Genomic DNA, 24,060 nt, shown 5'->3' with positions numbered 1-24,060 from the left:
TGGCACGACGCCTTGCGTCGACCGAGTTCTGGGAGCCCTCCTGACCACACACGACGCGGTGCGGGAACCGTTCGTCTACTCGACGCGGTTGCGTCTGGCCGGACTTGCACTGCATGCCTACACAGCGAGCGGAACGGTGCTCGCGCTGCTCATCGTGATCGCGGCGATCGACGGCGACGCGGTCCGGGCGCTCTGGCTCGGCCTGGCCGCGCTGTGGATCGACGGCACCGACGGAATGATCGCCCGCCGGCTCCGGGTCAAGGAGACGATCCCGTGGTTCGACGGGGCGATGCTCGACAACATCGTCGACTACCTGACCTACGCCTTCGCGCCGATCGTGTTGCTGTGGACCGGCAACTACCTGCCGCACGGCTGGTACGGCGCGGTGCTCGCGGCGCTGCCGTTGCTTGCGTCGAGCTACCAGTTCTGCCGGGTCGACGCGAAGACCGACGACCACTTCTTCCTCGGCTTCCCCAGCTACTGGAACGTGGTCGCCTTCTACGTGGTGATCCTCGGCCTCGGGCACACCGCGACCGCGCTGATCCTGCTGATCTGCTCGATCCTGGTCTTCGTCCCCGTGAAGTACGTCTATCCCTCGCGCACCAAGGCGTTCCGCTCGATGAACCTGCTGACCACGCTGGTCTGGCTCGCCGCGTACGCCGTACTGCTGACCCAGATGCCGAATCCGAACGCGATCGTCGTCGCGATCTCGCTCGCCTACCTCGTGTACTACGCGGCGCTCAGTCTGTACCTCACCTTCGTGTCTCCGCGCCGGACCAAGGCCGTCTGAGTGGTACTCGGTCTGGGCGCGGCCCTCGGAGCCGCGGTGCTCTTCGGCATCGCGGCGATCTTGCAGGCGGTCGGTTCGCGGCGGGTGCCGACGAGTTCGGAACTCGACCCGCGCCGGCTGGCGGCCTTCGTCGGGGCGTTGCTCCGGCAGCCGGCGTTCCTCGGTGCGCTGGCCCTCAACCTCGCCGGCTTCGGCCTGCACTTCGTCGCATTGCGACTGCTCCCGCTGTACCTGGCTCAGGCCGGGATCGCGGCGAGTCTGGTCGTCACCGCGCTGCTGGCCACCCGGTTGATGAGCGACCAGTTGAGTGCGATCGAGTGGTCGGCCGTGATCGGCGTCTGCGTCGGACTCGGCCTGCTCGCGGTCTCGGCCGGTGACGCGGGAGACAGTGCTCGCCACCACGGCCTGACGATCGGGCTGATCATCGGATTGGTCTGCATCGCCGTACTGGGTGGACTGTTGAGTCGCTCGAAGCACGGCATCGCTACCGCGCTGCTCGGCTTGCTGGCCGGTCTTGGGTACGCCGGAGTCGCGATCTCGGCCCGGCTGCTTCAGGACGGTTCGGTGAGCGACTTGCTCAGCGGGCCCACGACGTACACGCTGCCGGTCAGTGGTGCGCTCGCCTTCGTCCTGTACTCGCTTGCTCTCCAGCGTGGGTCGGTGACCCTGGCAACGACGCCGATGATTGCCTTGCAGACCATCACTCCGGCTGCCGTGGGCGTCTTCCTCCTCGGTGACAAGGTTCGCTCGGGCTGGACCCTCGGCGCGGTCGCCGGGTTCGTCGTGACCGCCATCGGCGCGCTCATCCTCGTCCGCTTCGAAAGCGTCAAGGATCCCGAGCCGCAGGTCCCCGCCGAGAACCTGCACTGATCAGCGGCTCGGCCACTTCCAGGGCGGTTCGTCCAACGGGCCTTGGCCTTCGAGCGCGGTCTGGCCGAAGGACTTCACCAACTCGATCGTGCGCAGGTCGAGGTCGGACCCGGCTTGCAATGCGGCCAGGAACGGGCGGGAGTGGGTGACCACGATGACCTGGGTGTCCTTCGCGGCGGTGACCACGAGATTCGCCAACGCCGGCAGGAGATCCGGGTGCAGGCTGGTCTCGGGTTCGTTGAGGACGAGGAGAGCGGGCGGTCGCGGGGTCAGCAGGGCAGCGACCCAGAGCAGATATCTGAGGGTGCCGTCGGAGAGCTCGGCACCGGACAGCGGTCGGAGCAGGCCGTGCTGGTGGAAGGCGATCTCGAACCGGCCGGCGTTGTTGCGGATCTCGACCTTGCTGCCGGGAAACGCCTGCTCGATCGCCTCGTCCAGCGCGCCGCGTGGCCCGATCTCGCGGATCGTCTGCAGCGCCGCGGCCACGTCCGCGCCCTCAGGACCGAGGATCGTCGTCCGGGTGCCGATCTGCACCTGGCGAGCCGGTGCGTCGGTGTCCGTCCGCAGGTGGTCGTAGAACCGCCACGACCGCATCCGCTCCCGCAGCATCAGCAACTCCGGCGCCCGCTCCGGGTCGGCGAACTCGCTCAGCATGCTGTCGAACGGCTGCAAGGCGTGCCCACCGTTGTGCCACTTGCCGTCGCCGTCGCGGATCCGCACTCCACCGCCACCACGCTCGACGAGCAGTGACGCAGGTCGCAGGAACGGCCCGGCCCATAGCGCCTCCCGCTTGATCTCCGGATCGAGGCTGAACGCCGAGGGCTCGCCGCGCTCGCCGCCCAGCGGCTGGGGCAGCCCGAAATCCATCGCATAGCCGTAGTCCTCGGAGGCGAACCCCATCCGCAGGCTGACCGCCTTGCTGCGCACAGTGCCCTGCAGCGGTTGCTCGCCCCGGCGGACGGCCCGCGAGATGTTCTCCGGCCCGGCCCACAAGGTCGACGACAACCCGCCCTCGCGGGCCAGCGCCGCCACCGCGCCGTTGCGCGAGGCGTCCGCCAGCAACCTCAGCGCCCGGTACAAGCTCGACTTCCCGGTCCCGTTGGCCCCGGTCACCACGTTCAACCGCCCCAATGGCAGCACGAGCCGCCGCAGCGAGCGGTAGTTCTCGATGGCCAGCGTGGTCAGCATGCCGGCCAAGCTACCGGCCCGGGCCGACAGAATCAGTTAGTGAGGTGGCTGAGGATCTTCTGGAGCAGCGGGGAGCCTTGGGCGCCTGCCGGGATGGCGGCGAAGAGGTGGCGGCGGGGCTGCTGGCGCGCGACTGGCCGTAGTACGAGGGTTGGGGGCAGGTCTCGTTGGGCGAGGCGGGGGAGGAGGGCGACGCCGTGGCCGTGGGCGACCAGTTGGGTCACGGCCAGCCAGTCGTCCACCTGATAGCGGATGTCGGGGGTGAAGCCGGCAGCGGCGCAGGCCGTCGCGGTGATGGTGGCGCAGCAGCCGCTTGGGCTGCCGGTGATCCAGGCATCGGTGGCAAGGTCGCGCAGGTCGATGGTGCGATCGGCGGCCTGCGGATGGGATGCCGGTAGAGCGACGTCCAGTACGTCGGGGCCGAGCTCGACCCGGTGGTAGCGCGGATCGCCGAGCATTGGGGAGCCCTCGAAGCTGACCGCTATCGCGAGATCGACCTGACCCGCGTCCAGTTGGTCGAACAGCACGGGCGGTTCAGCCTGCCGGAGCTTCACCACCAACTCGGGCGCCTCGGCGGCGAGCGTGTCGAGAGCTGTCGGTAGCAGCCCGGCCAGCGCAGTGGAGAAGGCGCCGATCGTGACCGTACCGCGGAGCGCCTCGTCCCACGTCTGCAGGTCGTGACGCGCGTGTTCGAGGTGCGCGAAGACCACATCCGCATGGCTCAGCAGGGCGTCACCGCGGGGCGTCAGCACGATCCTCCGGCCGCTGCGGCGGGTGACCGGGAAGCCCAGGTCATGGGAGAGCCCGGAAAGTTGCTGAGAAACCGCGGACGGCGTCAGGTGCAGCGCCTGGGCCGTCGCGGTGACCGTGCCGCGCTCACGGAACTCCCGCAGCACCCGCAACCGGCGCAGATCGTCCATGAAGTCCGGACTTAACTTATCCATGCACAAACTGTAGATGGACTGAAACCTCGTTCACGCCCGACGATGGGGACATGAGCACTGAACCGATCCGGCTCGGCATCGTCGGCCTCGGCGCGATGGGCCGCCGCGTCCTCGAAGTCGGCCTGGACCATCCCCGGTACGCCGTCACGCACGCCGCCGACCTCGACCCGACGACCGTCGCGCGGCTGCAGGCGGCGCACCCGAGCGTGCTGTTCAGTACGACGCCCGCCGACGTCCTCGAGGCGGACGTCGACGCGGTGTATGTGGCGACACCGCCGGCGACCCACGCGGCTCTCGTCGTACCGGCGCTCGAAGGCGGGAAGGCGGTGTTCTGTGAGAAGCCGTTGGCCGTCTCGGCGGCGGATGCGGAGGCAATGATGTCGGCGTCCGCCGGACGGCCGACCGCGGTGAACTTCGCGCTCTCGGATCGACTCGCCACCCGGTACGTCGAGCAGGCGCTGGCCGACGGCCTCGTCGGCGACGTGCTCGGCGTGGAGATCCGGTTACACTTCCCGGTCTGGCCGCGGAAGTTCCAGGCGGACGCGACGTGGGTCGCAGGACGGGAACAGGGCGGGTTCGTGCGCGAGGTGTTCTCGCACTTCGCCTACCTGACCGATCGGCTGCTCGGCCCGCTCTCGGTGGTGCAGACGCGGCTCGATCACCGGGACGGCGCGAGCGAAGCCTCGGCGTACGGACTGATGCTGGCGGGCGACGTCCCGGTGGTGCTGACCGGATCGGCCGGCGCGCCAGGACCTACGACGTACGAGTGGATCCTGCGCGGGAGTGGCCGGTCTTTCCTGCTCCGTGACTGGCGCGAGCTGTTCGTTGCTGAGGGCCACGAATGGGTGCCGGTCGAGCTGGCCGGTGAGGAGGGTTCGGAGTACAGCCGGTTGTCGCTCTTCGCCGATCTCATCGCTGGCCGGCCGTCGCCCGAGCTGGCCGATTTCGCTGCTGCACAACGGGTTCAGCGCGTCGTCGAGTCGTTTCACGAGCAGCGATGAGGCAGGTCGAGGTCCACGGTCCGGATGATTTGAGAATCGTCGATCGGCCGTCGAGAGCGCTCGACGCCGGTGAGGTGCGGATCAAGGTGGCCGCGATCGGGGTCAACTATCTCGACATCCAGGAGCGCACCGGCGTCTATCCTCGCGAGTTCCCTTACGTGCCGGGCGGTGAGGGCAGCGGCATCATCACCGAGCTCGCGGGCGACGTCGACGGTCTGCGAGTCGGTCAACGCGTCTGCTGGCAAGGCGTTCGATGCTCGTACGCCGAGGCGGTTGTCGCGCCGGTTTGGAAGGTGCTACCGGTTCCCGATGAGGTGAGCGACCAGGAGGCGGCTGCGATTCTGCTGCAAGGACTGACCGCGCAGTACCTGGCCACCACGTCGTACGCGATTCAGCCCGGAGATGTGGTGGTGATCCATGCCGGTGCGGGTGGCCTCGGCCTGCTCCTCACCCAGGTCGCGAAGCTCCGCGGCGCGCGCGTCATCACCACTGTCTCCAGCACTGCAAAGGCCGTCTTGTCGCTGGAGGCAGGCGCCGACCTGACAGTCCCGTACGACGAGCTGACCACCGTTGCGGCCGGCAACGCAGCAGTCGTCTACGACAGCGTCGGTCAGGCGACCTTCGAGGATTCCCTGACCTGCTTGAAGAAACGAGGCACTCTCGTCCTCCTGGGCCAGTCGAGTGGACCTGTGCCACCCTTCGACCTCAGCCGCCTCGGCCGACTCGGTTCCCTCACCATCACCCGCCCCACCCTGAGCGATTTCGTCAGCACCCCCGCCGAACTCCACGACCGCGCCTCCGCCGTCTTCAACTGGCTCGCGACCGGCCGACTGCGGCTTCGCATAGGCGCCACCTACCCCCTAACCCAAACCGCCGAAGCACACGCAGCCCTCGAAGCACGCAGTACGACGGGCAAGGTGCTGCTGATCCCGTGAAGACGACACTGGCCCCTCCCGATTGCCGGGAGGGACCAGGATCGGTGGATCAGGCCAGTGACTCTTCCCAGGCCTGGTGGAGGCCGGCGTAGTTGCCGCCGGTGGTGATCAGGTCGGCGGGGGAGCCGTCCTCGATGATGTGGCCGTGTTCGAGGACGATCACCCGGTCGGCCGTCTCCACGGTGGAGAGGCGGTGGGCGATCACGATGGCGGTGCGTTCGGCCAGGATGGTCCGCAGCGCGCGCTGGATCAGCCGCTCGCTCGGGATGTCCAGGCTGGAGGTCGCCTCGTCCAGGATCAGCACGGCCGGATCCGCCAGGAACGCCCGGGCGAACGCGACCAGCTGACGCTGCCCCGCGGACAGCCGGTTGCCGCGCTTCTCGACCGCGGTCTCGTAACCGTTCGGCAGCTTGCTGATGAACTCGTGCGCGCCGATCACCTTGGCCGCCTCGACGATCTCCTCCATGGTGGCCGTCGGCTTGCCGAACCGGATGTTGTCGGCGACCGTGCCGGTGAACAGGAAGTTCTCCTGGGTCACCATCACGACCCTGGTGCGCAGGTCGTCCTCGGTCAGGTTGCGCAGGTCGATGCCGTCCAGCAGCACGTGGCCGCCGGTCGGGTCGTAGAACCTGGACACCAGCTTGGCGATCGTGGTCTTGCCGGCGCCCGTCGTACCGACCAGGGCCAGCGTCTGCCCGGCCGGCACGTCGAGGTCGAGCCCGGGCAGGATCGGGACGCCGTCGACGTACGAGAACTGCACGTTGCGCAGTTCGAGGTGACCCCGGGCGTTGCCGGGCCGCGCGGGCTCGACCGGTTCGGCGACGTCGGGCTTCTCGTTGAGGACGCCGGACAGCTTCTCCAGGGCGGCACTCGCGGACAGGAAGGTGTTGTAGAACTGCGAGATGTCCTGCAGCGGCTCGAAGAACTGCCGCAGGTAGAGCAGGAACGCGGTCAGGACGCCGACGGTGACGTGACCGTGGTACGCCTGCCAACCGCCGTACGCGAGGATCGCGACGATCGTGATGTTGCCGACGCCCTTGATCGACGGCATGAAGATCGCGTTGATCCGGAACGACTCGAGGTTCGCCTCGCGGTACTTGTCGTTGACCTCGTGGAAGATCTCCTCGTTGCGCGGCTCCCGGCGGAACGCCTGTACCGCGCGGATGCCCTGCATCGACTCGACGAAGTGCACGATCACGAGTACGACGGCCTCGCGCGTCCGCCGGTAGACCACCGCCGACCTGCGACGAAACCAGGCCGTCAACAGGAACAGCACCGGGAACGACAGCAGCGCGAGCAAGCCGAGCCGGATGTCCAGCGTGAGCAGCAGAACCGCCGTACCGACCAGGGTCAGCAGTGCCGTCACCAGGCCGTCGAAGCCGGTCTCCAGCATCTCGTCGATGACGTCGACATCCGAGGTCAGCCGGGAGATCACCCGACCGGAGGTGTACTTGTCGTGGAACGACGGGCTGAGCCGCTGGAAGTGGTCGAACACCCGCCGGCGCAGGCCGAGCAGGATCGTCTGCCCGAGCCGGCCGGACCGCATCAGGAACACCTGCCGGGCGCCCGCCTGGATCAGCGCGGAGGCCAGCACGACGACCACGATGGTGACCAGGGTCTTGCTGCCCTCGCCGGCCAGGATCGGCGGGATGCCCTTGTCGATGCCGAGGTGGACCAGGTACGGCACCGAGAGCCGGGCCGCGTTCTCCACCACGACGATCACGATCAGCAGCCAGATCATCTTCTTGTAGGGCCGCAGCAGTTCACCGAGCAACTTGCGCGACTGTTCCTTCAGCCGGACAGTCGTTGCCCTCGACAACTCGTCGTTGCCTTCTTCGGCGTACCCGCGCCAGGAGTCGTTCTGCTGTTCGACCGTCGGCTGAGGTGTTTGCTGGGTCGTCGTCATGCGTGCACCTCCTCCTCTTCGGCCGCGAGCAGTGTCCGGTACGCCGGAACGGTCGCGAGCAGTTCGCCATGAGTACCGACGTGGGTGATCGTGCCGTCCTGCAGCAATGCGACCTGATCGGCCAGCATCACTGTCGACGCCCGGTGCGCCACCACGATGCCGGTGGTCGCGGCGAGCACGTTGCGCAGCGCTTCCTCGACCAGGGCCTCGGTGTGGACATCCAGCGCGGACAGGGTGTCGTCGAGAACCAGTACTGCGGGTCGCGCGAGCACCGCACGAGCCAGCGCGAGTCGTTGCCGTTGGCCACCGGACAACGACATGCCCTGCTCGCCGACGCGGGTGTCGAGGCCCCACGGCAGGTCGTTCGCGAAGGTCGCCTGGGCGATCTTCAGCGCCTGCTGCACGTCCTCCTCGGACGCGTCCGGCCGGCCCAGCGTGATGTTCTCCCGAGCACTCATCGAGAACAGCGTGGGGTCGTCGAAGGCCGACGCGACCGCGCTGCGCAGTGATGCGAGAGTGAGGTCGCGCACGTCGTGGCCGTCGATGGTGATCCGCCCGCCGGTCACGTCGTGCAGCCGCGGGACCAGGGCGGTCAGGGTGGTCTTGCCGGATCCGGTCGCGCCGACCAGGGCCAGCGTCGTACCGGGCGGCAGGTCCAGGTTGATGTCGTGCAGTACGTCGTCGGAGTCGGGGGAGAACCGGAAGCTGACGTTCTCGAACCGCAGGTGACCGCGCGGGTTCACCAGCTCGTCCGGGCCGTCGGTGATGGTCGACTCGGTGTCCAGGATCTCGCTGATCCGGTCCGCCGACGTCATCGCCTCCTGGGCCATCGCCAGGATCGTGCCGAGCGATTCGACCGGCCAGATCAGCGACAGCATCAGCGTGATGAAGGCGACCAGCGTGCCCAGCGTGATCGAGTGCCGGCCGACGGCGAGGGCACCGAGCAGCAGCACGATCACCAGCGTCAGGTTCGGGATCACCTCCAGGAAGGTCCAGAACCGCGACGCCAGCCGGACCTTGTCCACCGAGGTGTCGTAGAGCTTCACCGCGCCGTCGTCGAACTGCTTCTTCACGTGCTCGCGGCGGCCGAACGCCTTGATCACCCGGAAGCCGACCGCGGACTCCTCGATCCGGGTGGCCAGGTCGCCCTGCTGGTCCTGCACCCGGCGGGAGATCGCCAGGTACTTCTTCTCGAACTTCAGCGACACGATGATGATCGGCGCCGCGGCCACCAGGACGACGACACCGAGCGGCCAGTAGAGGCGCAGCAGCAAGATGGTGACGACCACCAGTTGCAGGATGTTGATCACCAGGAACAGCAGGCCGAAGCCCATGAACCGGCGGATGATGGACAGGTCCGAGGTGACCCGGGAGAGCAGTTGCCCGCTCTGCCACCGGCTGTGGAACTCCATCGGGAGCGCCTGCAACCGGACGTACAGGTCGTGCCGCAGGGTGGCCTCGAGGTCGCTGACGGTCTTGGACTGGGCCCACCGGCGCATCCAGACCAGCAGCACCTCGCTGATGCTCAGGCCCAGGGCCAGCAGGCCGAGCGGGAGAAGCAGGCTGATCTCGCGACGGGTGACCGGCCCGTCGATGATCGCCCGGGTGACCAGCGGGACGGTCAGGCTGACGCCCACGCCGAGAATGGCGGTCGAGAACATCGTCAGCAGGCGCCAGCGGTGCGGGCGCAGATAGGGGCGGAGTCGCCAGAGATTCTGGCTCCGCCGGTGGTTACGTTTCGAAGGGGCAGCAATCGACGGCGCTTTGACAGGTGGCTCTGAGGGCATCTGGAGGGGCGCACTTCCCAACATGCTCGGCACGGAAGGGGGTCTGCGGCCGGAAAACGGCGCAATTTCAAGTATCCCCCAGATGGGTAACCGCTGTCCCCCGAATTCCATTCCCCGGTGAACCATTGCCGCTTCCTGCAATGGGTGGCCGCGGCAACTAGCGGTGACCGGGCTCTCAGTCATTACGAGTCGTGATCAGTACACGACCTGACCCGGGCCTGGGTCGCTTGTAAGGTCGGCGGCATGGTGAGCGTGAGTGATGTGGTGGTCAAGGATCTGGCTGCGGAGGGTGTGCTGCGGGCCTCGATCAATCTGGGGAATCCTGTGCTGGCGCAGGGGACGGCCGAGGAACCGGCCGGGGTGACCGTCGACATCGCGCGCGAGATCGGTGCACGGCTCGGCGTACCGGTCGAGCTGATCTGCTTCGACGCGGCGCGCAAGTCGTTCGAGGCGATGACCTCGGGCCGGGCGGACATCTGCTTCCTCGCGATCGACCCCGCCCGCGAGGCGGAGGTCGCCTTCACCGCGCCGTACGTGGTGATCGAGGGCGTGTACGCCGTACCGCGGGAGTCCTCGATTCGTTCTGCTGCCGACGTGGACCGCCCGGGGATCCGGGTCGGCGTGAAGCGCGGATCGGCGTACGACCTGTATCTGTCCCGCACGCTCCAGCACGCGACCGTCGTCCAGGACGAGGAAGGCACCACCGCCTTCCGTACCCACAACCTCGAGGTTGCCGCCGGCATCCGCCAGCCGATCACCGACTACGTCGCCTCGCACCCCGACCTCCGCGTGATCCCCGACCGCTTCATGCAGATCCAGCAAGCAGTCGGTACGACGAAGTCCCGCTCGCCCGAGACGATCGCCTTCCTGTGGGCTTTAATCGAAGACCTGAAATCCACCGGTTTCATCGCCTCCTCTCTGACCCGCTCCAACCGCCCCGACGCCACCGTCGCCCCGCCCGCATGATCCTCGAGACACCACGGCTACGGCTCGTGCCGCTGGGCCCGGAGCACGCTCGGGAGCTTTGGAACGTGTACTCCGATCCGGAGGTCGCCCGGTACGTCGGCGGCGATTCGCTGACCCCCGACTCCACCCGCGAGCAGACCGAGCGCTGGGCCCAGACCTGGACCGACCGCGGCTACGGCCAGAGCGCCGTCATCCTGCGCGAGACCGGCGCGTTCCTCGGCCGCATCGGTCTCTCAGTGTGGCCCGACTGGAACGAAACCGAACTCGGCTATGCCTTGTCCCGCTCTTCCCAGGGCAAAGGCCTGGCTCAAGAGGGCTGCGTCGCGTGGATCGACTGGGCTGGTTCGAACCTCCCGGACGACCACCTGATCGCAGTCATCAACCCGCTGAACCTCCCCAGCCTCCGCCTGGCCCACCGCCTCGGCTTCACCCTCTCCCGCCACGAAACCGTCAACGACATCGAGGTCGGAGTCCACCGCCTCGACCTCTCCCGCTGAGCCTTGGTCCTACCTGCCCCGACCTCGGCGAGCGATGAACAGCCGGTAGAGGCCCACTGTGAGCATGGAGATCCCCGCACCTACGACCGGCAACGCTGACACGCCGAACACTGGAACGTCCTTGGCTATCAGCGCCACGCCCACGACGATCACGACGCCGCCCCCAGCCACCCCGCGCCAGCCCTGAGCTTCGCGCCTGTTCATCTCGCTCCCCCCATTCGGCTGCCCGATGAAGGGGCCGGGTCCTCGCCGATCGTGGCCCGCTGCTAAGCCTGAACCGTATCGCGGCTCATCTGCGGGTTCAGGTGTTGTCGATTGCCGCCGCGACGGTGGCGAGCATGAGGTTGGCGGCTTCGTCGTCGCTGAGGTCGCCGGCGATGCACAGGGAATGCCAGGTGCGGAAGTCGACGGCGTGTGCGAGGGCGGCTTTGAGCCGGCGGCTCTTCTTGCCCGGAGCTCGGAAGCCCTCGCTGAGGATCTCCACCCGCGACTGCTGGTCCCGGGTCAGGAATCGGCTGACGAACTCGGGCATGACGTGCAGATCGCGATGGATCTTCGTCATCATCGGCTCCGCGCCCCGAGCCCACCGGTAGGTCTCCGACAGCGCAGTACGCAGTCGCTCCATCGGGTCGCCGACGGATGCCCAAGCTGCGGCATCCGGCCGCGGGTGCAGGCCTCGCCAATGTGCCGAGCACGCCTTCACCAACGCTTCGTCATCGGGGAAGTGCCGATAGACGGTCAGGCGGGTCACTCCCGCCAACTCGGCGATGGCGGACACAGTCGTCGCGCCCGGGCCGATTTCCTCGTGCAGGCGCATCGTCGCTTCGGTGATCCGCAGACGGGTCTGGTCGACGCGTTCCTGGCGCGCCCGCAGGGTGTAACCGCGGGACGCCGGTACGTCGGGCTGCGCAGCCAAGCATTGACTCCTTGATCGGTGAGGCGTACACCTGATTTCACTATACATCGCTGTTCAGTGAAATTATCGGGGGAGAAGCAGATGAGCTCACCAACCGTCCCGACAACGCTCCAACAGGCAACGGCAGGAGGGCGCGCGCTCCCGCTGACGGTGCTGCAGGGACCGCAAGCTGCCGACCGGTCCATCGGCTCCATCGGCGTCGGATTCCGGCTGGGTGGTGAGGAGACGGGCGGCCAGCTGGCCATCGTCGAGCATCCCTTCCCCGTCGGCGCTCTGGTGCCGCCGCACGTGCACACCCGCGAGGACGAGTTCTCGATCGTGACCGCCGGCACGATCGGCTTCCGCTCCGGCCCCGACGAGGTCGTCCTCGAAGCGGGCGGCTACATCGCCAAGCCCCGCGGCGAACTGCACACGATGTGGAACGCCGGCGACACCGAGGCGCGAATGATCGAGGTCATCACCCCCGCCGGCTTCGAACGCTTCTTCTTCGACCTGGCCGAGCTCGTCGAAGCCGGCCCCCCGAACCCCACCGACCTGGAAACCCTCGCCACGTCGTACGGCCTCTTCATAGACCCCACCTGGGTCCCCGACCTCATGCACCGCTACAACCTCAACTCCCCGTTCGCCTGAGACCGAACGACTTGTCTGTCAGTAGCCTCGTCGCCGACAAACAGAGGCAGGCTCCGCGGCCAAGGTCATGGGCGGCATGCTTGATTAAGTCGTCCCCGCGGTCGATTCACCTTGTGGTTGGCTGAGTCCGTGAATCCAGTCAAGTGGCTAGGCGCCTGGTGGAGCAACTACCAAGCTGGCCGCGAACGCTCTGCCTACTTAGGCGATGCCCGCGGCCCGGCCCGCACTGATCAGCCCGGCTCGCACTGATCAATCGACATGCGCCGGCACAGCGCGCACGAGAGATCGCGGACCGCCCGCGTCCGCCGGGCGCACGAAGTCGCGGGCTCAGAGCGAGGCAGCGTAGGTGCGACGGAGGAGTGCCGTAGCTGGGGGGTGGGGAGCGGCGACGGAGGAGCCGCGTGGGCGGATCTTCCCCCGTCGTACCAGGTGGAGCGGGTGACGAGAATCGAACTCGCGTAGCCAGTTTGGAAGACTGGGGCTCTACCATTGAGCTACACCCGCGTGCGTGTTGAGCGCTCGGACATGATTCCACATCTCGCTCGCAGGGCCCAATTCAGGGGTGGGGGCGCGAGCACTGGTCTGCGTCCACTAGACTCGTGCGGTCACTGCGGGGCGTAGCGTAGTGGCTAGCGCGCCTGCTTTGGGAGCAGGAGACCGCAGGTTCGAGTCCTGTCGCCCCGACAAACCCCTGCAGCACCCTGCAGCGTGGCCTGCCCGGTCACGGCTGTGAACGTCACCAACCAAGGAGAACCGCCACCGTGAAGAGCACCGTCGAGTCCTTGAGCCCGACCAAGGTCAAGCTCATCGTCGAGGTGCCGTTCGAGGAGCTCAAGCCGAGCCTCGACGCGGCGTACAAGAGCATTGGCAGCCAGATCGTCGTGCCGGGCTTCCGCAAGGGCAAGATCCCCCCGCAGGTGATCGACCAGCGGGTCGGGCGCGGGCCGGTGCTCGAAGAGGCGATCAACGACGCGCTGCCGAAGCTGTACTCGCAGGCTGTCCAGGACAACCAGGTCAAGGCGATCGGCCGGCCTGAGGTCGACGTGACCGAGTTCAACGACAAGGAGAGCCTGCAGTTCTCCGCCGAGGTCGAGGTCCGCCCGGAGATCACGCTGCCGGACCTGGACGGTATCGAGGCCGGCGTCGAGGACATCGCGATCAGCGACGACGAGGTGACCGAGCAGATCGAGGCGCTGCGCCAGCGGTTCGGTTCGCTGAACCCGGTCGAGCGCGCGGTGGCCGACAAGGACTTCATCACGATCGATCTGTCCGCCACCAAGGACGGCGAGAAGATCGAGGAGGCGCAGGCGACCGGCCTGTCGTACCAGGTCGGCAGCGGCCAGCTGCTGGACGGTCTCGACGAGGCCGTGATCGGCCTGTCCGCGGGCGAGTCCGCCACGTTCACGACCCAGCTGGTCGGTGGTGAGCTGAAGGGCGAGGACGTCCAGGTCGAGGTCACGGTGACCGCGGTCAAGGAGCAGGAGCTGCCGGCGTACGACGACGACTTCGCGCAGACCGCGTCGGAGTTCGACACCGCCGACGAGCTGACCGCCGACGTGCGCGCCCGGCTGGAGCGTGGCAAGCGCCTCGAGCAGGCAGGCGACGCCCGCGACGCGGTGCTCGAGAAGATCCTGACCATGGTCGACGTGCCGGTCCCCGAGGGCCTGCTGACCGACGAACTGGCCGCCCGCAAGGAGAACCTCGAGCAGCAGCTCGGGTACTCCGGGATGACCTTCGCGCAGTTCCTCGAGGGCGAGGAGCAGACCGAGGAAGAGTTCGACGAGGACCTGAAGAAGCGTTCCGAGGACGCGATCAAGGCCCAGTTCGTGCTCGACATGGTCGCCGAGCAGCAGCAGCTGAGCGTCAACGACCAGGAGCTGACCGAGCACATCGTCCGGCACGCGCAGCGTTCGGGTGTCAGCCCGGACCAGTTCGCCCAGCACGCGGTCGAGAACAACCTCGTCCCGAGCCTGGTGTCCGAGGTCGTCCGCGGCAAGGCGCTCGCCCACCTGGTCGAGAACGCCAAGGTCACCGACGCCTCCGGCAACGTCGTCGAGCTCAAGACGCTGCAGCCGGACGGCACCTACGCCGACCCGGAGGCCGAGGGCGACGCCGCGGCCGACGAGACCCCGGCCGAAGAGCCCGCCAAGGCCTGACAGCCCCGAAACACCAGCGACGGCCCGGATCCCTTGCGGATCCGGGCCGCTGCCTTTCCCGTACTACGCCGCGCCCTGCCGCACGTAGCAGCGGACAGTGCGGGTCGCCTGCCCCACGTAGTACTGCGCTGTGCCCTGCCGCACGTTGTAGCGGGTGGTGCGGGGCGCGGCCCTGCGTAGTACGGGGCTGATGGGGTGGGTGGGATTCGCTGAGGGCAGACACAGTGCGCCGTGAGCGAACACTTGCCGACCGGCCTCCGGTCTGTCGACGGCGACCAGTAATGTCGGCTTCGTGAACGAGACATTTGCAGCCAGCCCCACCGCCGCGGGCGGCAACGGATCCGGCGGACTCGACGACCACATCTACCAGCGCCTGCTGAGCAACCGGATCATCTTCTTGGGATCCGAGGTTCGCGACGACAACGCGAACGCGATCTGCGCTCAGATGTTGCTCCTCAACGCCGAGGACCCCAACAAGGACATCTGGCTGTACATCAACTCCCCGGGTGGTTCGGTGGACTCCGGCATGGCGATCTACGACACCATGCAGTGGATCTCCAACGACGTCGCCACCGTCGGGATGGGCCTGGCCGCGTCGATGGGGCAGTTCCTGCTCTGCGCCGGCGCGAAGAACAAGCGCTTCGCCCTCCCGCACGCGCGGATCATGATGCACCAGCCGTCCGGCGGGATGGGTGGAACGGCCTCCGACATCAAGATCCAGGCGCAGCAGTCGCTGCACATCAAGGCGCAGCTGTTCAAGCTGATCGCCGAGCACACCGGCCAGGCGCTCGAGCAGGTCGAGACCGACGCCGACCGGGACCGCTGGTTCACCGCTGACCAGGCGAAGGACTACGGCTTCATCGACCACGTCGTGGCGAGCGCCGCTCAGCTGAGCAGCGGCAGCCCGAACTCCTGATCTCCCACTCCGTAGTAAGGACACGAGCATGAACTACTTCATCCCGCAGTGGGAGGAGCGCACGTCGTACGGCATGCGCCGCGTCGACCCCTACACGAAGCTGTTCGAGGAGCGCACGATCTTCCTCGGGACGCCGATCTCCGACGAGATCGCGAACGCCGTGATGGCGCAGCTGCTCTGCCTGGAGTCGATGGACCCCGACCGCGACATAAGCATCTACATCAACTCGCCGGGCGGTTCCTTCACGGCGCTGACCGCGATCTACGACACGATCCGTTACATCAAGGCCGACGTCCAGACGGTCTGCCTCGGCCAGGCGGCCTCCGCCGCCGCGGTGCTGCTCGCAGCCGGTACGCCGGGTAAGCGGATGGCGCTGCCGAACAGCCGGATCATCATCCACCAGCCGGCCACCGAGGGCACCTACGGTCAGTCCAGCGACATCGAGATCCAGGCGAACGAGATCCTGCGCCTGCGCTCGCTGCTGGAGAAGATGCTGTCGGATGCCAGCGGGAAGTCGCTGGAAGAGGTTTCCCGTGACATCGAGCGGGACAAGTTCCTCACTGCCGAGCAGGCCGTCGAGTACGGTCTGATCGACTCGGTCCTGGAGTCGCGCAAGACCCCGGTCGGCGTCGGCGCCTGAGTTCTTCGAGATTGCGGCGGTGCCGCCGTCTGGAGGCCTGCACGTTCGCCACAGGCGTAGTCACGACGCGTGCGGGAGAGCAGCGTTCGGACTCCAGGCGCGGTACCGTCGGAATCTAGGTTCGAGACGAATTCGGCTCGACCGGCCTCAGCTAGTGAGAGAAGGGATCTGTCCCGGTGGCACGCATAGGTGACGGCGGCGACTTGCTCAAGTGCTCGTTCTGCGGGAAGAGCCAGAAGCAGGTCAAGAAGCTCATCGCCGGTCCCGGCGTCTACATCTGCGACGAGTGCATCGATCTCTGTAACGAGATCATCGAGGAGGAGCTGAACGAGGGCTCCGAGGTCGGCCTCACGGAGCTGCCGAAGCCCCGCGAGATCTACGACTTCCTCAATGCCTACGTCGTCGGACAGGACGTGGCGAAGAAGGCCCTCGCGGTGGCTGTCTACAACCACTACAAGCGGGTGCGCGACGGGCAGGCCTCGTCGACGGCCGGCCGGCACGCCAAGGACGAGGCGGTCGAACTCGCCAAGTCGAACATCCTGCTGATCGGCCCGACCGGGTGCGGCAAGACCTATCTGGCCCAGACCCTGGCCCGGATGCTGAACGTGCCCTTCGCGATCGCCGACGCCACCGCGCTCACCGAGGCGGGCTACGTCGGTGAGGACGTCGAGAACATCCTGCTGAAGCTGATCCAGGCCGCTGACTACGACGTCAAGAAGGCCGAGACCGGCATCATCTACATCGACGAGGTCGACAAGATCGCCCGCAAGAGCGAGAACCCGTCGATCACCCGCGATGTCTCCGGCGAAGGCGTCCAGCAGGCACTGCTGAAGATCCTGGAAGGTACGACGGCCAGCGTCCCGCCGCAGGGCGGCCGCAAGCACCCGCACCAGGAGTTCATCCAGATCGACACCACCAACGTGCTGTTCATCGTCGGCGGCGCGTTCGCCGGGCTGGACCACATGGTGGAGCAGCGGGTCGGCAAGAAGACGCTCGGCTTCAGCATGTCGCGCGAGACTGAGAAGCCGCGCGAAGCCGGGACGTACGCCGACGTGATGCCGGAGGATCTGCTCAAGTTCGGCCTGATCCCCGAGTTCATCGGCCGTCTGCCGGTCATCACCACCGTGTCCCCGCTCGACCGGGACGCGCTGATCAAGATCCTGTCGGAGCCGAAGAACGCGCTGGTCAAGCAGTACCGGCGCCTCTTCGAGATCGACAACGTCGAGCTGGAGTTCAGCGACGACGCGGTCGAAGCGATCGCCGACCAGGCCCTGCTCCGCGGTACCGGGGCCCGCGGCCTGCGCGCGATCATGGAGGAGGTGCTCCTCAACGTGATGTACGAGGTGCCCAGCCGTGAGGACGTCGCCAAGGTCGTCGTCACCGGCGAGGTCGTCCTGGAGAACGTCAACCCGACGCTGATCCCACGCGACCAGATCGAGCGCAAGCGCGAACGACGCGAAAAGACCGCCTGACGACTTTCAGGGGGAGCTTCACCCAATCGTGTGAGGAGGCCGGAGTCCGCTGCCAGGCGGACTCCGGCCTCCTTTACGTGGCAGAGGTTATTGTCCGGCCGCTGAGGTCGCCTGCGGCCAGGGTGTAGGTCATCGCGGCCAGGCCGGTCGCCACGCCGGTCGAGCGCGCGTTGCCGAGAGTCTGGTCGAACACAGCCGACGGCAGGTCATCCGTCCGGTTCTCGTAGCCGGCTTGCGCGTTGTCACTGAGCCAGCCCACGTACGACGTCTGCTTCCCGAGCGTGATGAATTTGGCCAGCCCACGCAGCAGGATCCCCTTGAACACGATCTCGTAGCTGTCCACGGGATCCGGCCGGTAGAGACCGTTGCCGGTGACATCGTCCTCGACCACGATCAGCTGGTTCGGTCCGGTGGTGAAGTGGGATCGGGCGAAGTCGGCGACCTTGGTGCCGTCGGTGAGATATGTCTGGTCCTTGGTCAGGTCGTAGAGATTCGCTGCGAGTTCGAGGAAGACGCCCGCGTTATAGGTATAGAGGTTGTCATCCCATGGCCGGCCGGAGAACGAGTTCTGCACCGCGCCGTCGGCGCGCAGGAAGCTGGCCTTGAGCCAGTTGTAGGTGTCTGTCGCGATCTGCAGATAAGTCTTGTCGGTGTTCATCGGGTTGTTGTGGACCGTCGCGGTCGGGAAGTGTCGAGCGAGCTCGGCCGCCGCGATCGCGAACCCGTTGGAGGGCACGTCCTTCTGGTCCCGAGTCCCACGCTCCCGCCAGAAGCCTCCGCCGTACGCCGTGTCGTAGTGGTCGCGATAGAAGAAGTCGGTGTGCCATCTCGCCTGGTCCCGTAGGTGCTCGTCACCGGTGACCTCGTACGCCGCCAGCGCGAACTGGATCGCCCAGGAGTAGTCGTCGTTCCAGTCCGCGTCGTTGGCGATCCAGCAGTTCGGATTGCCGAACCGGTTCACCGAGTGAGTCTTCTCGTACCGGTAGTAGGCGTCGCTGACCTCGTCCTTCCACAGCCCGGTCAACCGCGAGGCGTCGGCCAGGGTCTGCCGGATGAACGACGCCTCCCAGAAATGGATCGCGCCGGGATCCCGCTGGTGCGTCTTGTAGTCGCCGTTGTCGATCCCGTACGCGCCGAGGAACGCGTCCATCGTGCGGACCAGGTCGGTCTGGGTGACCGTGGATGCTGCGGTGGAGGACATGGGTACTCCCATCAGGTGATCGCCACTGCCGGTGATCTTGGCTGGCGACGACAACGTCGAATGGTGTCGCGGCCCTTGGCTGTCCAGGCCGTTTCGCTCGGGGTGACCGCCGGTGGAGTGCTACTTCATTGCGGTGAAGGCTTCGTCGGAGACTGGGCCGACGTCCTCGACTGTCGCTCCGTCGTTGGCGGCTTGGGCGATGATCGTCAACGTGTGCGATCCGCGGTAGCACTGGGCCGGGAGGTTCGCGATCGACTCGACGCAGGTGGACTTGCCGACGGTCTTCACCTTGTCAGGCGTGGCACCCGAGTCCTTGATCGTCTTGTCGATGTCGACCTTGCCGCGCAACGCGATCAGTACGAACAGCCGCTTGCCGTCAAGGTTCCCGTACGCCTCGACCGTCACCTGCTTGCCGTCGTTGATCCGGCTCAGCGCCTGACGCGTCTGATCAAGCTGCAACTGCCCACGAATGTCGGGGTCGGTGATGCGGTCCAACCCCGCCAACTTCGCCGGCGGCGTGATCCCGCGCGCCGTATTCAACCGACTCAACGGCCCGAACCCACCGAAATACCCGAACCCAGCAAGCAACAACAAAACCAGCACCACACCCCCCACAGTCACCCACGGATTCCTCCGCAACTGCAGCTTCTTCTTGCCCTTCTCCCCACCGGCGTCCGCCGCAGCCTTACCCCCAGCCCCACCACCCACAGCACCAGCCCCGGTGCTCGAGCTGACGCCCGCAGTACCCGACGACCCCGCCGACTTCCCAGCCTTTACGGTTCCGGCAGGTGAGCCAGCCTTGCTCGTCTCGGTAGGTGCAGGGGGTGTGGTGGGTATGGACGGCGGACTCGGCGCAGCGCCTCCACCGGTCCTGAAGGTGGCCGTGCCGCTGCTCGGCATCGCAGCAGCCGAACCAGCCTTGGTCGTCCCTGAAGGTGAACCAGGTGCGGTGGTCCCCGACGGCGAACTCGGCGCAGCGCTCCCACCGGTCCTTGAGCTGGCGGCGGAGCTGCTCGAAGTCCCGGCGGGCGAACCGGGCTTGGTCGTCTCGGTAGGTGAGGCGGGTGTAGTGGGTGTGGACGGCGGACTCGGCGCAGCGCCTCCACCGGTCCTGGAGGCGGTGGTGCCGCTGCTCGGCGTCGCAGCAGCCGAGCCAGCCTTGGTCGTCCCCGGAGGCGAACCAGGTGCGGTGGTCCCCGACGGCGAACTCGGCGCAGCGCTTCCAGCACTTGGGCTGACGGTGCCGGTGCTCGAAGTCCCAGCAGGTGAGCCGGGCTTGGTCGCCTCGGCAGGTGAAGGAGGCGTGGTGGGCGTGGACGGCGAAGGCGGCGCAGCGCTTCCACCGCTCCTTGAGCTGGTGGCGGCGCTGCTCGGCGTCGCAGCAGCCGAGCCAGCCTTGGTCGTCCCCGAAGGCGAACCAGGTGCGGTGGTCCCCGACGGCGAACTCGGCGCCACGCTTCCGCTGGTCCTTGAGGTGGTGGTGGCGCTGCTCGGCGTCGCAGCAGGCGAGCCGGGGTTGTTCGTTGCTGAAGGTGAACCAAGTGCGGTGGTCACCGACGGCGAACTCGGCGCAGCGCTTCCGCCGGTGCTTGGGCTGGCGGCATCGCTGCGCGGCGTTCCGGCGGGCGACCCGGGCTTGGTCGTCTCGGTAGGAGAAGCCGTGGGTGTGGACGGCGAACTCGGCGCAGAGCTTCCACCGGTTCTTGAGCTGGCGGTGCCGCTGCTCGTAGTTCCGGCAGGCGAGCCAGCCTTGGCCGTCTCGGTAGATGCAGCAGGTGTGCTGGGTGTGGACGGCGAACTCGGCGCGGTGCTTGCACCAGTTGTTGAGGTGGTGGCGGTGCCGCTCGGAGTTGCGGTTGGCCGGCCGGGCTGAGGCGTCTCGGTGGGTGTAGCAGGTGCGGGCGTCGGGCTCGGAGTGGTGCTTTCGGCTGAGGTCGAGCTATCGGAGGTGGCCGCCGAGGTGCCGGAATTGGTCGAGCCAGCAGGAGAGCTTCGCGTGCTGTTGGGTGTTGGCGCGCTCGGGCTGGCTGGGGTTTCGGCGGCTGGTGCTGGGGTGGTTGCTTGCGGGGTGGGGGTGGTTGGGCTGGCGTCGGCTGGGGGAGCGCTGGCGGGGGTTGGGTTGGTGTCTTCCGAAGAGGGGGTGGTGAAGGGGAGTTCTTCGGGGGGCTGGGGCGTTTTGGGGGAGTCGGTGGGGGTGGGGGCCGACTTGGCTGTGGTGGTTTTTCGGGGGGTGCGTTTGCGGGGGGTGGCTGACTTCTTGGTGGGAGTCTTCTTGGCTGGAGCGACCTCGGGCGGGGTGTCGGACGCGGGGGTGCGGTCCGCATCGGCCGGGGTGTTCGGGTCGCTCATCAGGCATGCTCCTCGGGACAAGTCACGGTCTAGCCACTGCCGTCCTGATGGTTTCACACCGGGACAACTGGCTCCGCAGCGTAGCCGTTCGGTTCACGCAAGTAGCGTCCGCCTCCGGAGAAGCGGGCGCTGTCAAGGGACTACGGGCGACGGAACTTGCCCGCCGCCGCACAGCACGAGACCGGCGAGGCTGGGAGAGGCGCCCGGCCAGTGCTGCCGCGCCACCGCCGACCGCGTTGGTTGCCACGGTGTTGCACAGCTGCGATCGACCACCGGCGTGCAGGAGCCTGTACGCCGGCGCCCGCACCGGTCCGTCAGAGAGCTGCGATGACCGAGATGGTGTCGGACTCGTCGGGGCTCCAGACGATTTCGCCGATGATCCGGCCGGCCGCGCGGAGGTCGACCTCGGCCTGCTCGGCCAGGGCGAGCCGGTCGGCGGGGCCGCTGACCTCGACCTTGGAGACCTCGGTCTTCATCGAGACCTGCGCGGTCGACTTGGCGCCCCGGATGCCGGCCAGGACCTCGGCGACCGCATCCAGCACCGCCGGGTCGTGCGCCGTGGAGGCGACATCGACCGAAGCGACAGGCCACGACGTCAGGTGGATCGAGCCGTCCTGCCACCACGACCAGACCTCTTCGGTCGCGAAGGGCAGGTACGGCGCGAGCAGGCGCAGCTGGACCGACAGCGCGACCGCCAGAGCCGCCTTCGCCGACGCCGCCCCGGCCTCGCCGTGACCGCCGTACGCGCGCTCCTTGACCAGCTCGACGTAGTCGTCGCAGAAGGTCCAGAAGAACCGCTCCGCGACCTCCAGCGCACCGGTGTAGTCGTACCGATCGAAGGCCGCGGTCGCCTCGTCGATGACTGTGCGCAGCTGCGCCAGCATCGCCAGGTCGACGGGCTCGGTGACAGCGGAGGCGTCGGCCGACGTCGCTCCGAAGCTCAGGACGAACTTCGACGCGTTCAGGACCTTGATCGCCAGCCGCCGGCCGACCTTCATCTGCGACTCGTCGAACGGCGAGTCCAGCCCCGGCCGGGCCATCGCGGCCCGCCAGCGCACGGCGTCCGAGCCGAACTTCTCCAGGATCTCCGACGGGACGACCGCGTTGCCCTTGGACTTGGACATCTTCTTGCGGTCGGGGTCGACGACGAAGCCGGAGATCATCGACCGTGCCCACGGCAGCGTGCCGTTCTCGAAGTGGGCCCGGACGACGCGGGAGAACAACCAGGTGCGGATGATCTCGTGCGCGTGCGTGTTCAGGTCCATCGGGAAGGTGCGGGCGAACAGGTCCGGGTCGCGCTCCCAGCCGCAGACGATGTGTGGCGTCAGCGAGGAGGTCGCCCAGGTGTCCATCACATCCGGATCGGCCTGGAAGCCCTCCGGCTTGCCGCGCTGGGACTCGTCGTAGCCGGCCGGAGCCTGCGATGTCGGGTCGATCGGCAGGTCTTCCTCGCGGGGGACCAGCGGGTGTGCGTAGTCCGGCTCGCCGTCGCGGTCGAGCGGGTACCAGACCGGGAACGGCACGCCGAAGAAGCGCTGCCGGGAGACCAGCCAGTCGCCGTTCAGCCCTTCGACCCAGTTCAGGTAGCGGTGCCGCATGTGCTCCGGGACCCACTTCAGCTCGTTGCCGCGGTCGACGAACTCGGCCTTGAGCTGCGGGTCCCGGCCGCCGTTGGTGATGTACCACTGCCGGGTGGAGACGATCTCGAGCGGCTTGTCACCGTTCTCGTAGAAGTTCGCCATCCGCTTGGTCGGCTTCGGCTCGCCGTCCAGATCGCCGGATTCGCGCAGCTTCGCCACCGTCAACTCGCGGGCGCTGAAGATCGTCTTGCCGGCCAGTTCGGCGTACAGCTCCGAACCCTCGAGCCACTCCGGGGTCTCGCGCAGCAGCCGGCCGTCGCGACCGATCACCGTGCGGATCGGCAGCTGCAGCTCACGCCACCAGATGACATCGGTGAGGTCACCGAAGGTGCAGACCATCGCGATGCCCGCGCCCTTGTCCGGCTCGGCCAGCGGGTGGGCCAGAACCGGCACCTCGACGTCGAACAGCGGCGTACGGACCGTCGTACCGAAGAGGTCCTGGTAGCGCTCGTCGTCCGGGTGTGCGATCAGGGCGACGCAGGCGGGCAGCAGCTCGGGCCGGGTGGTCTCGATGTAGATCGGGCCGTCGGCGCCGTGGAAGGCGATCCGGTGGAAGGCGCCCGGGTACTCGCGGGCCTCCAGCTCGGCCTGGGCGACCGCGGTCTGGAACGTGACGTCCCACATCGTCGGGGCTTCGGACAGGTAGGCCTCGCCGCGGGCGAAGTTGCGCAGGAACGCGCGCTGCGACGTCCGCCGGGAGTCCTCGGAAATGGTCGTGTAGAGGTAGGACCAGTCGACGCTGAGGCCGACCTGGCGCCACATCGCCTCGAACGCCTGCTCGTCGATGTGGGTCAGCTCGCCGCACAGGTCGACGAAGTTCTGCCGGCTGATCGGGATCTGCTTCTTCGGGTCGGGCTTGGCCGGCGGCGTGAAGTCAGGGTCGTACGGCAGGGACGGGTCGCAGCGGACGCCGTAGTAGTTCTGGACGCGGCGCTCGGTCGGCAGGCCGTTGTCGTCCCAGCCGATCGGGTAGAACACCTTCTTGCCGCGCATCCGCTGGTAGCGGGCGACCAGGTCGGTGTGGGTGTAGCTGAAGATGTGCCCGACGTGCAGCGAACCGGAGACGGTCGGCGGCGGGGTGTCGATCGAGTAGACCTCTTCGCGGGAAGCGGTCCGGTCGAAGGCGTAGGTCTGCTGCTCCTTCCATACCGCAGCCCACTTCTCCTCGAGGCCTTCGAGGGTGGGCTTGTCAGGAACACGGGACGCTTCGCTCATACGGCAATCCTAGTGGTTGTCAAGGGGTGCTAACGACCGGT

The 24,060-nt window shown here is 67.5% G+C and carries 21 protein-coding genes and 2 tRNA genes; 13 read left to right on the top strand and 10 right to left on the bottom strand.

All coding sequences use genetic code 11. From position 1 onward, the window contains the following. Positions 1-58 precede the first annotated feature (58 nt). The gene (locus tag EV138_RS05945; protein ID WP_133977414.1) at positions 59-790 is read left to right on the top strand and encodes a CDP-alcohol phosphatidyltransferase family protein; all 732 of its coding nucleotides are present in this window, start codon (positions 59-61) and stop codon (positions 788-790) included. Next, positions 791-1,660 (top strand): hypothetical protein, encoded by an 870-nt coding sequence (locus EV138_RS05940; RefSeq protein ID WP_133977413.1) that lies wholly within the window; start codon positions 791-793, stop codon positions 1,658-1,660. Here EV138_RS05940 and EV138_RS05935 read toward each other — a convergent pair whose 3' ends face one another. Continuing rightward, positions 1,661-2,848: an AAA family ATPase gene (locus tag EV138_RS05935; RefSeq protein ID WP_133977412.1), complete on the bottom strand. Its 1,188-nt coding sequence runs from the start codon at positions 2,846-2,848 to the stop codon at positions 1,661-1,663. A gap of 32 nt (positions 2,849-2,880) precedes the next feature. Continuing rightward, entirely contained in the window at positions 2,881-3,792 is a 912-nt protein-coding gene (locus tag EV138_RS05930) for a LysR family transcriptional regulator (protein WP_238157979.1), read from the bottom strand. 50 nt (positions 3,793-3,842) lie between these two features. Here EV138_RS05930 and EV138_RS05925 point away from each other — a divergent pair, with 50 nt between their 5' ends. Beyond that, entirely contained in the window at positions 3,843-4,793 is a 951-nt protein-coding gene (locus tag EV138_RS05925) for a Gfo/Idh/MocA family protein (RefSeq protein WP_133977411.1), read from the top strand. Further along, positions 4,790-5,728, top strand: a complete 939-nt coding sequence (locus EV138_RS05920) for a quinone oxidoreductase family protein (protein WP_133977410.1) — start codon at positions 4,790-4,792, stop codon at positions 5,726-5,728. The genes EV138_RS05925 and EV138_RS05920 overlap by 4 nt, the downstream gene beginning before the upstream one ends. Positions 5,729-5,777: 49 nt before the next feature. Here EV138_RS05920 and EV138_RS05915 read toward each other — a convergent pair whose 3' ends face one another. Both EV138_RS05915 and EV138_RS05910 read right to left on the bottom strand, forming a co-directional pair. After that, positions 5,778-7,634: an ABC transporter ATP-binding protein gene (locus tag EV138_RS05915; RefSeq protein WP_133977409.1), complete on the bottom strand. Its 1,857-nt coding sequence runs from the start codon at positions 7,632-7,634 to the stop codon at positions 5,778-5,780. Beyond that, the gene (locus EV138_RS05910) at positions 7,631-9,295 is read right to left on the bottom strand and encodes an ABC transporter ATP-binding protein (RefSeq protein WP_238157978.1); all 1,665 of its coding nucleotides are present in this window, start codon (positions 9,293-9,295) and stop codon (positions 7,631-7,633) included. The genes EV138_RS05915 and EV138_RS05910 overlap by 4 nt, the downstream gene beginning before the upstream one ends. Before the next feature lie 369 nt (positions 9,296-9,664). On the opposite strand from EV138_RS05910, the gene EV138_RS05905 reads away from it, so the two are divergent. After that, complete coding sequence (locus EV138_RS05905) at positions 9,665-10,387, top strand: transporter substrate-binding domain-containing protein (protein WP_133977407.1); 723 nt, start codon at positions 9,665-9,667, stop codon at positions 10,385-10,387. After that, positions 10,384-10,884, top strand: coding sequence for a GNAT family N-acetyltransferase (locus EV138_RS05900; protein WP_133977406.1), 501 nt, complete (start codon positions 10,384-10,386; stop codon positions 10,882-10,884). Before EV138_RS05905 ends, EV138_RS05900 begins: the two co-directional genes overlap by 4 nt. A 9-nt stretch (positions 10,885-10,893) precedes the next feature. Here the strand turns inward: EV138_RS05900 and EV138_RS05895 are convergent, their stop codons facing one another. Together EV138_RS05895 and EV138_RS05890 are read right to left on the bottom strand one after the other, a co-directional pair. Further along, positions 10,894-11,088: a hypothetical protein gene (locus tag EV138_RS05895; RefSeq protein WP_133977405.1), complete on the bottom strand. Its 195-nt coding sequence runs from the start codon at positions 11,086-11,088 to the stop codon at positions 10,894-10,896. A gap of 97 nt (positions 11,089-11,185) precedes the next feature. Next, positions 11,186-11,800, bottom strand: coding sequence for a TetR/AcrR family transcriptional regulator (locus EV138_RS05890; protein WP_202866628.1), 615 nt, complete (start codon positions 11,798-11,800; stop codon positions 11,186-11,188). Between the two features lie 81 nt (positions 11,801-11,881). Between EV138_RS05890 and EV138_RS05885 the strand changes: the two genes are divergently transcribed. Further along, complete coding sequence (locus EV138_RS05885) at positions 11,882-12,430, top strand: cupin domain-containing protein (RefSeq protein WP_133977403.1); 549 nt, start codon at positions 11,882-11,884, stop codon at positions 12,428-12,430. Between the two features lie 430 nt (positions 12,431-12,860). On the opposite strand, the gene EV138_RS05880 is transcribed toward EV138_RS05885, so the two are convergent. Continuing rightward, positions 12,861-12,934, bottom strand: a tRNA-Gly gene (locus EV138_RS05880). Positions 12,935-13,041: 107 nt separating this feature from the next. Here EV138_RS05880 and EV138_RS05875 point away from each other — a divergent pair. The 5 genes from EV138_RS05875 (at position 13,042) to clpX (ending at position 17,614) form a co-directional block, all read left to right on the top strand. Then, positions 13,042-13,114 (top strand) — tRNA-Pro (locus tag EV138_RS05875). 77 nt (positions 13,115-13,191) lie between these two features. Continuing rightward, on the top strand, positions 13,192-14,586 hold the full coding sequence (gene tig, locus EV138_RS05870; RefSeq protein ID WP_133977402.1) for a trigger factor: 1,395 nt from the start codon (positions 13,192-13,194) through the stop codon (positions 14,584-14,586). A gap of 292 nt (positions 14,587-14,878) precedes the next feature. Then, positions 14,879-15,502, top strand: a complete 624-nt coding sequence (locus tag EV138_RS05865; protein ID WP_133977401.1) for a ClpP family protease — start codon at positions 14,879-14,881, stop codon at positions 15,500-15,502. Positions 15,503-15,530: 28 nt separating this feature from the next. Beyond that, positions 15,531-16,142, top strand: a complete 612-nt coding sequence (locus EV138_RS05860; protein ID WP_133977400.1) for an ATP-dependent Clp protease proteolytic subunit — start codon at positions 15,531-15,533, stop codon at positions 16,140-16,142. A 176-nt stretch (positions 16,143-16,318) separates the two neighbouring features. Beyond that, positions 16,319-17,614, top strand: coding sequence for an ATP-dependent Clp protease ATP-binding subunit ClpX (gene clpX, locus EV138_RS05855; RefSeq protein WP_112245890.1), 1,296 nt, complete (start codon positions 16,319-16,321; stop codon positions 17,612-17,614). Positions 17,615-17,687: 73 nt separating this feature from the next. Here the strand turns inward: clpX and EV138_RS05850 are convergent, their stop codons facing one another. Both EV138_RS05850 and EV138_RS05845 read right to left on the bottom strand, forming a co-directional pair. Continuing rightward, entirely contained in the window at positions 17,688-18,815 is a 1,128-nt protein-coding gene (locus EV138_RS05850; RefSeq protein WP_166678500.1) for a glycoside hydrolase family 76 protein, read from the bottom strand. 120 nt (positions 18,816-18,935) lie between these two features. After that, positions 18,936-19,436: a hypothetical protein gene (locus EV138_RS05845; RefSeq protein WP_133977398.1), complete on the bottom strand. Its 501-nt coding sequence runs from the start codon at positions 19,434-19,436 to the stop codon at positions 18,936-18,938. 214 nt (positions 19,437-19,650) lie between these two features. Here EV138_RS05845 and EV138_RS05840 point away from each other — a divergent pair, with 214 nt between their 5' ends. Beyond that, positions 19,651-20,688, top strand: coding sequence for a hypothetical protein (locus EV138_RS05840; protein WP_166678499.1), 1,038 nt, complete (start codon positions 19,651-19,653; stop codon positions 20,686-20,688). A 790-nt stretch (positions 20,689-21,478) separates the two neighbouring features. Here EV138_RS05840 and valS read toward each other — a convergent pair. Then, the gene (valS, locus tag EV138_RS05835; protein ID WP_133977396.1) at positions 21,479-24,019 is read right to left on the bottom strand and encodes a valine--tRNA ligase; all 2,541 of its coding nucleotides are present in this window, start codon (positions 24,017-24,019) and stop codon (positions 21,479-21,481) included. Positions 24,020-24,060 lie beyond the last annotated feature (41 nt).

It is taken from the genome of Kribbella voronezhensis (genome assembly GCF_004365175.1).
Taxonomy (GTDB): Bacteria; Actinomycetota; Actinomycetes; order Propionibacteriales; family Kribbellaceae; genus Kribbella; species Kribbella voronezhensis.
This window is presented reverse-complemented; position numbering and strand designations above follow the sequence as displayed.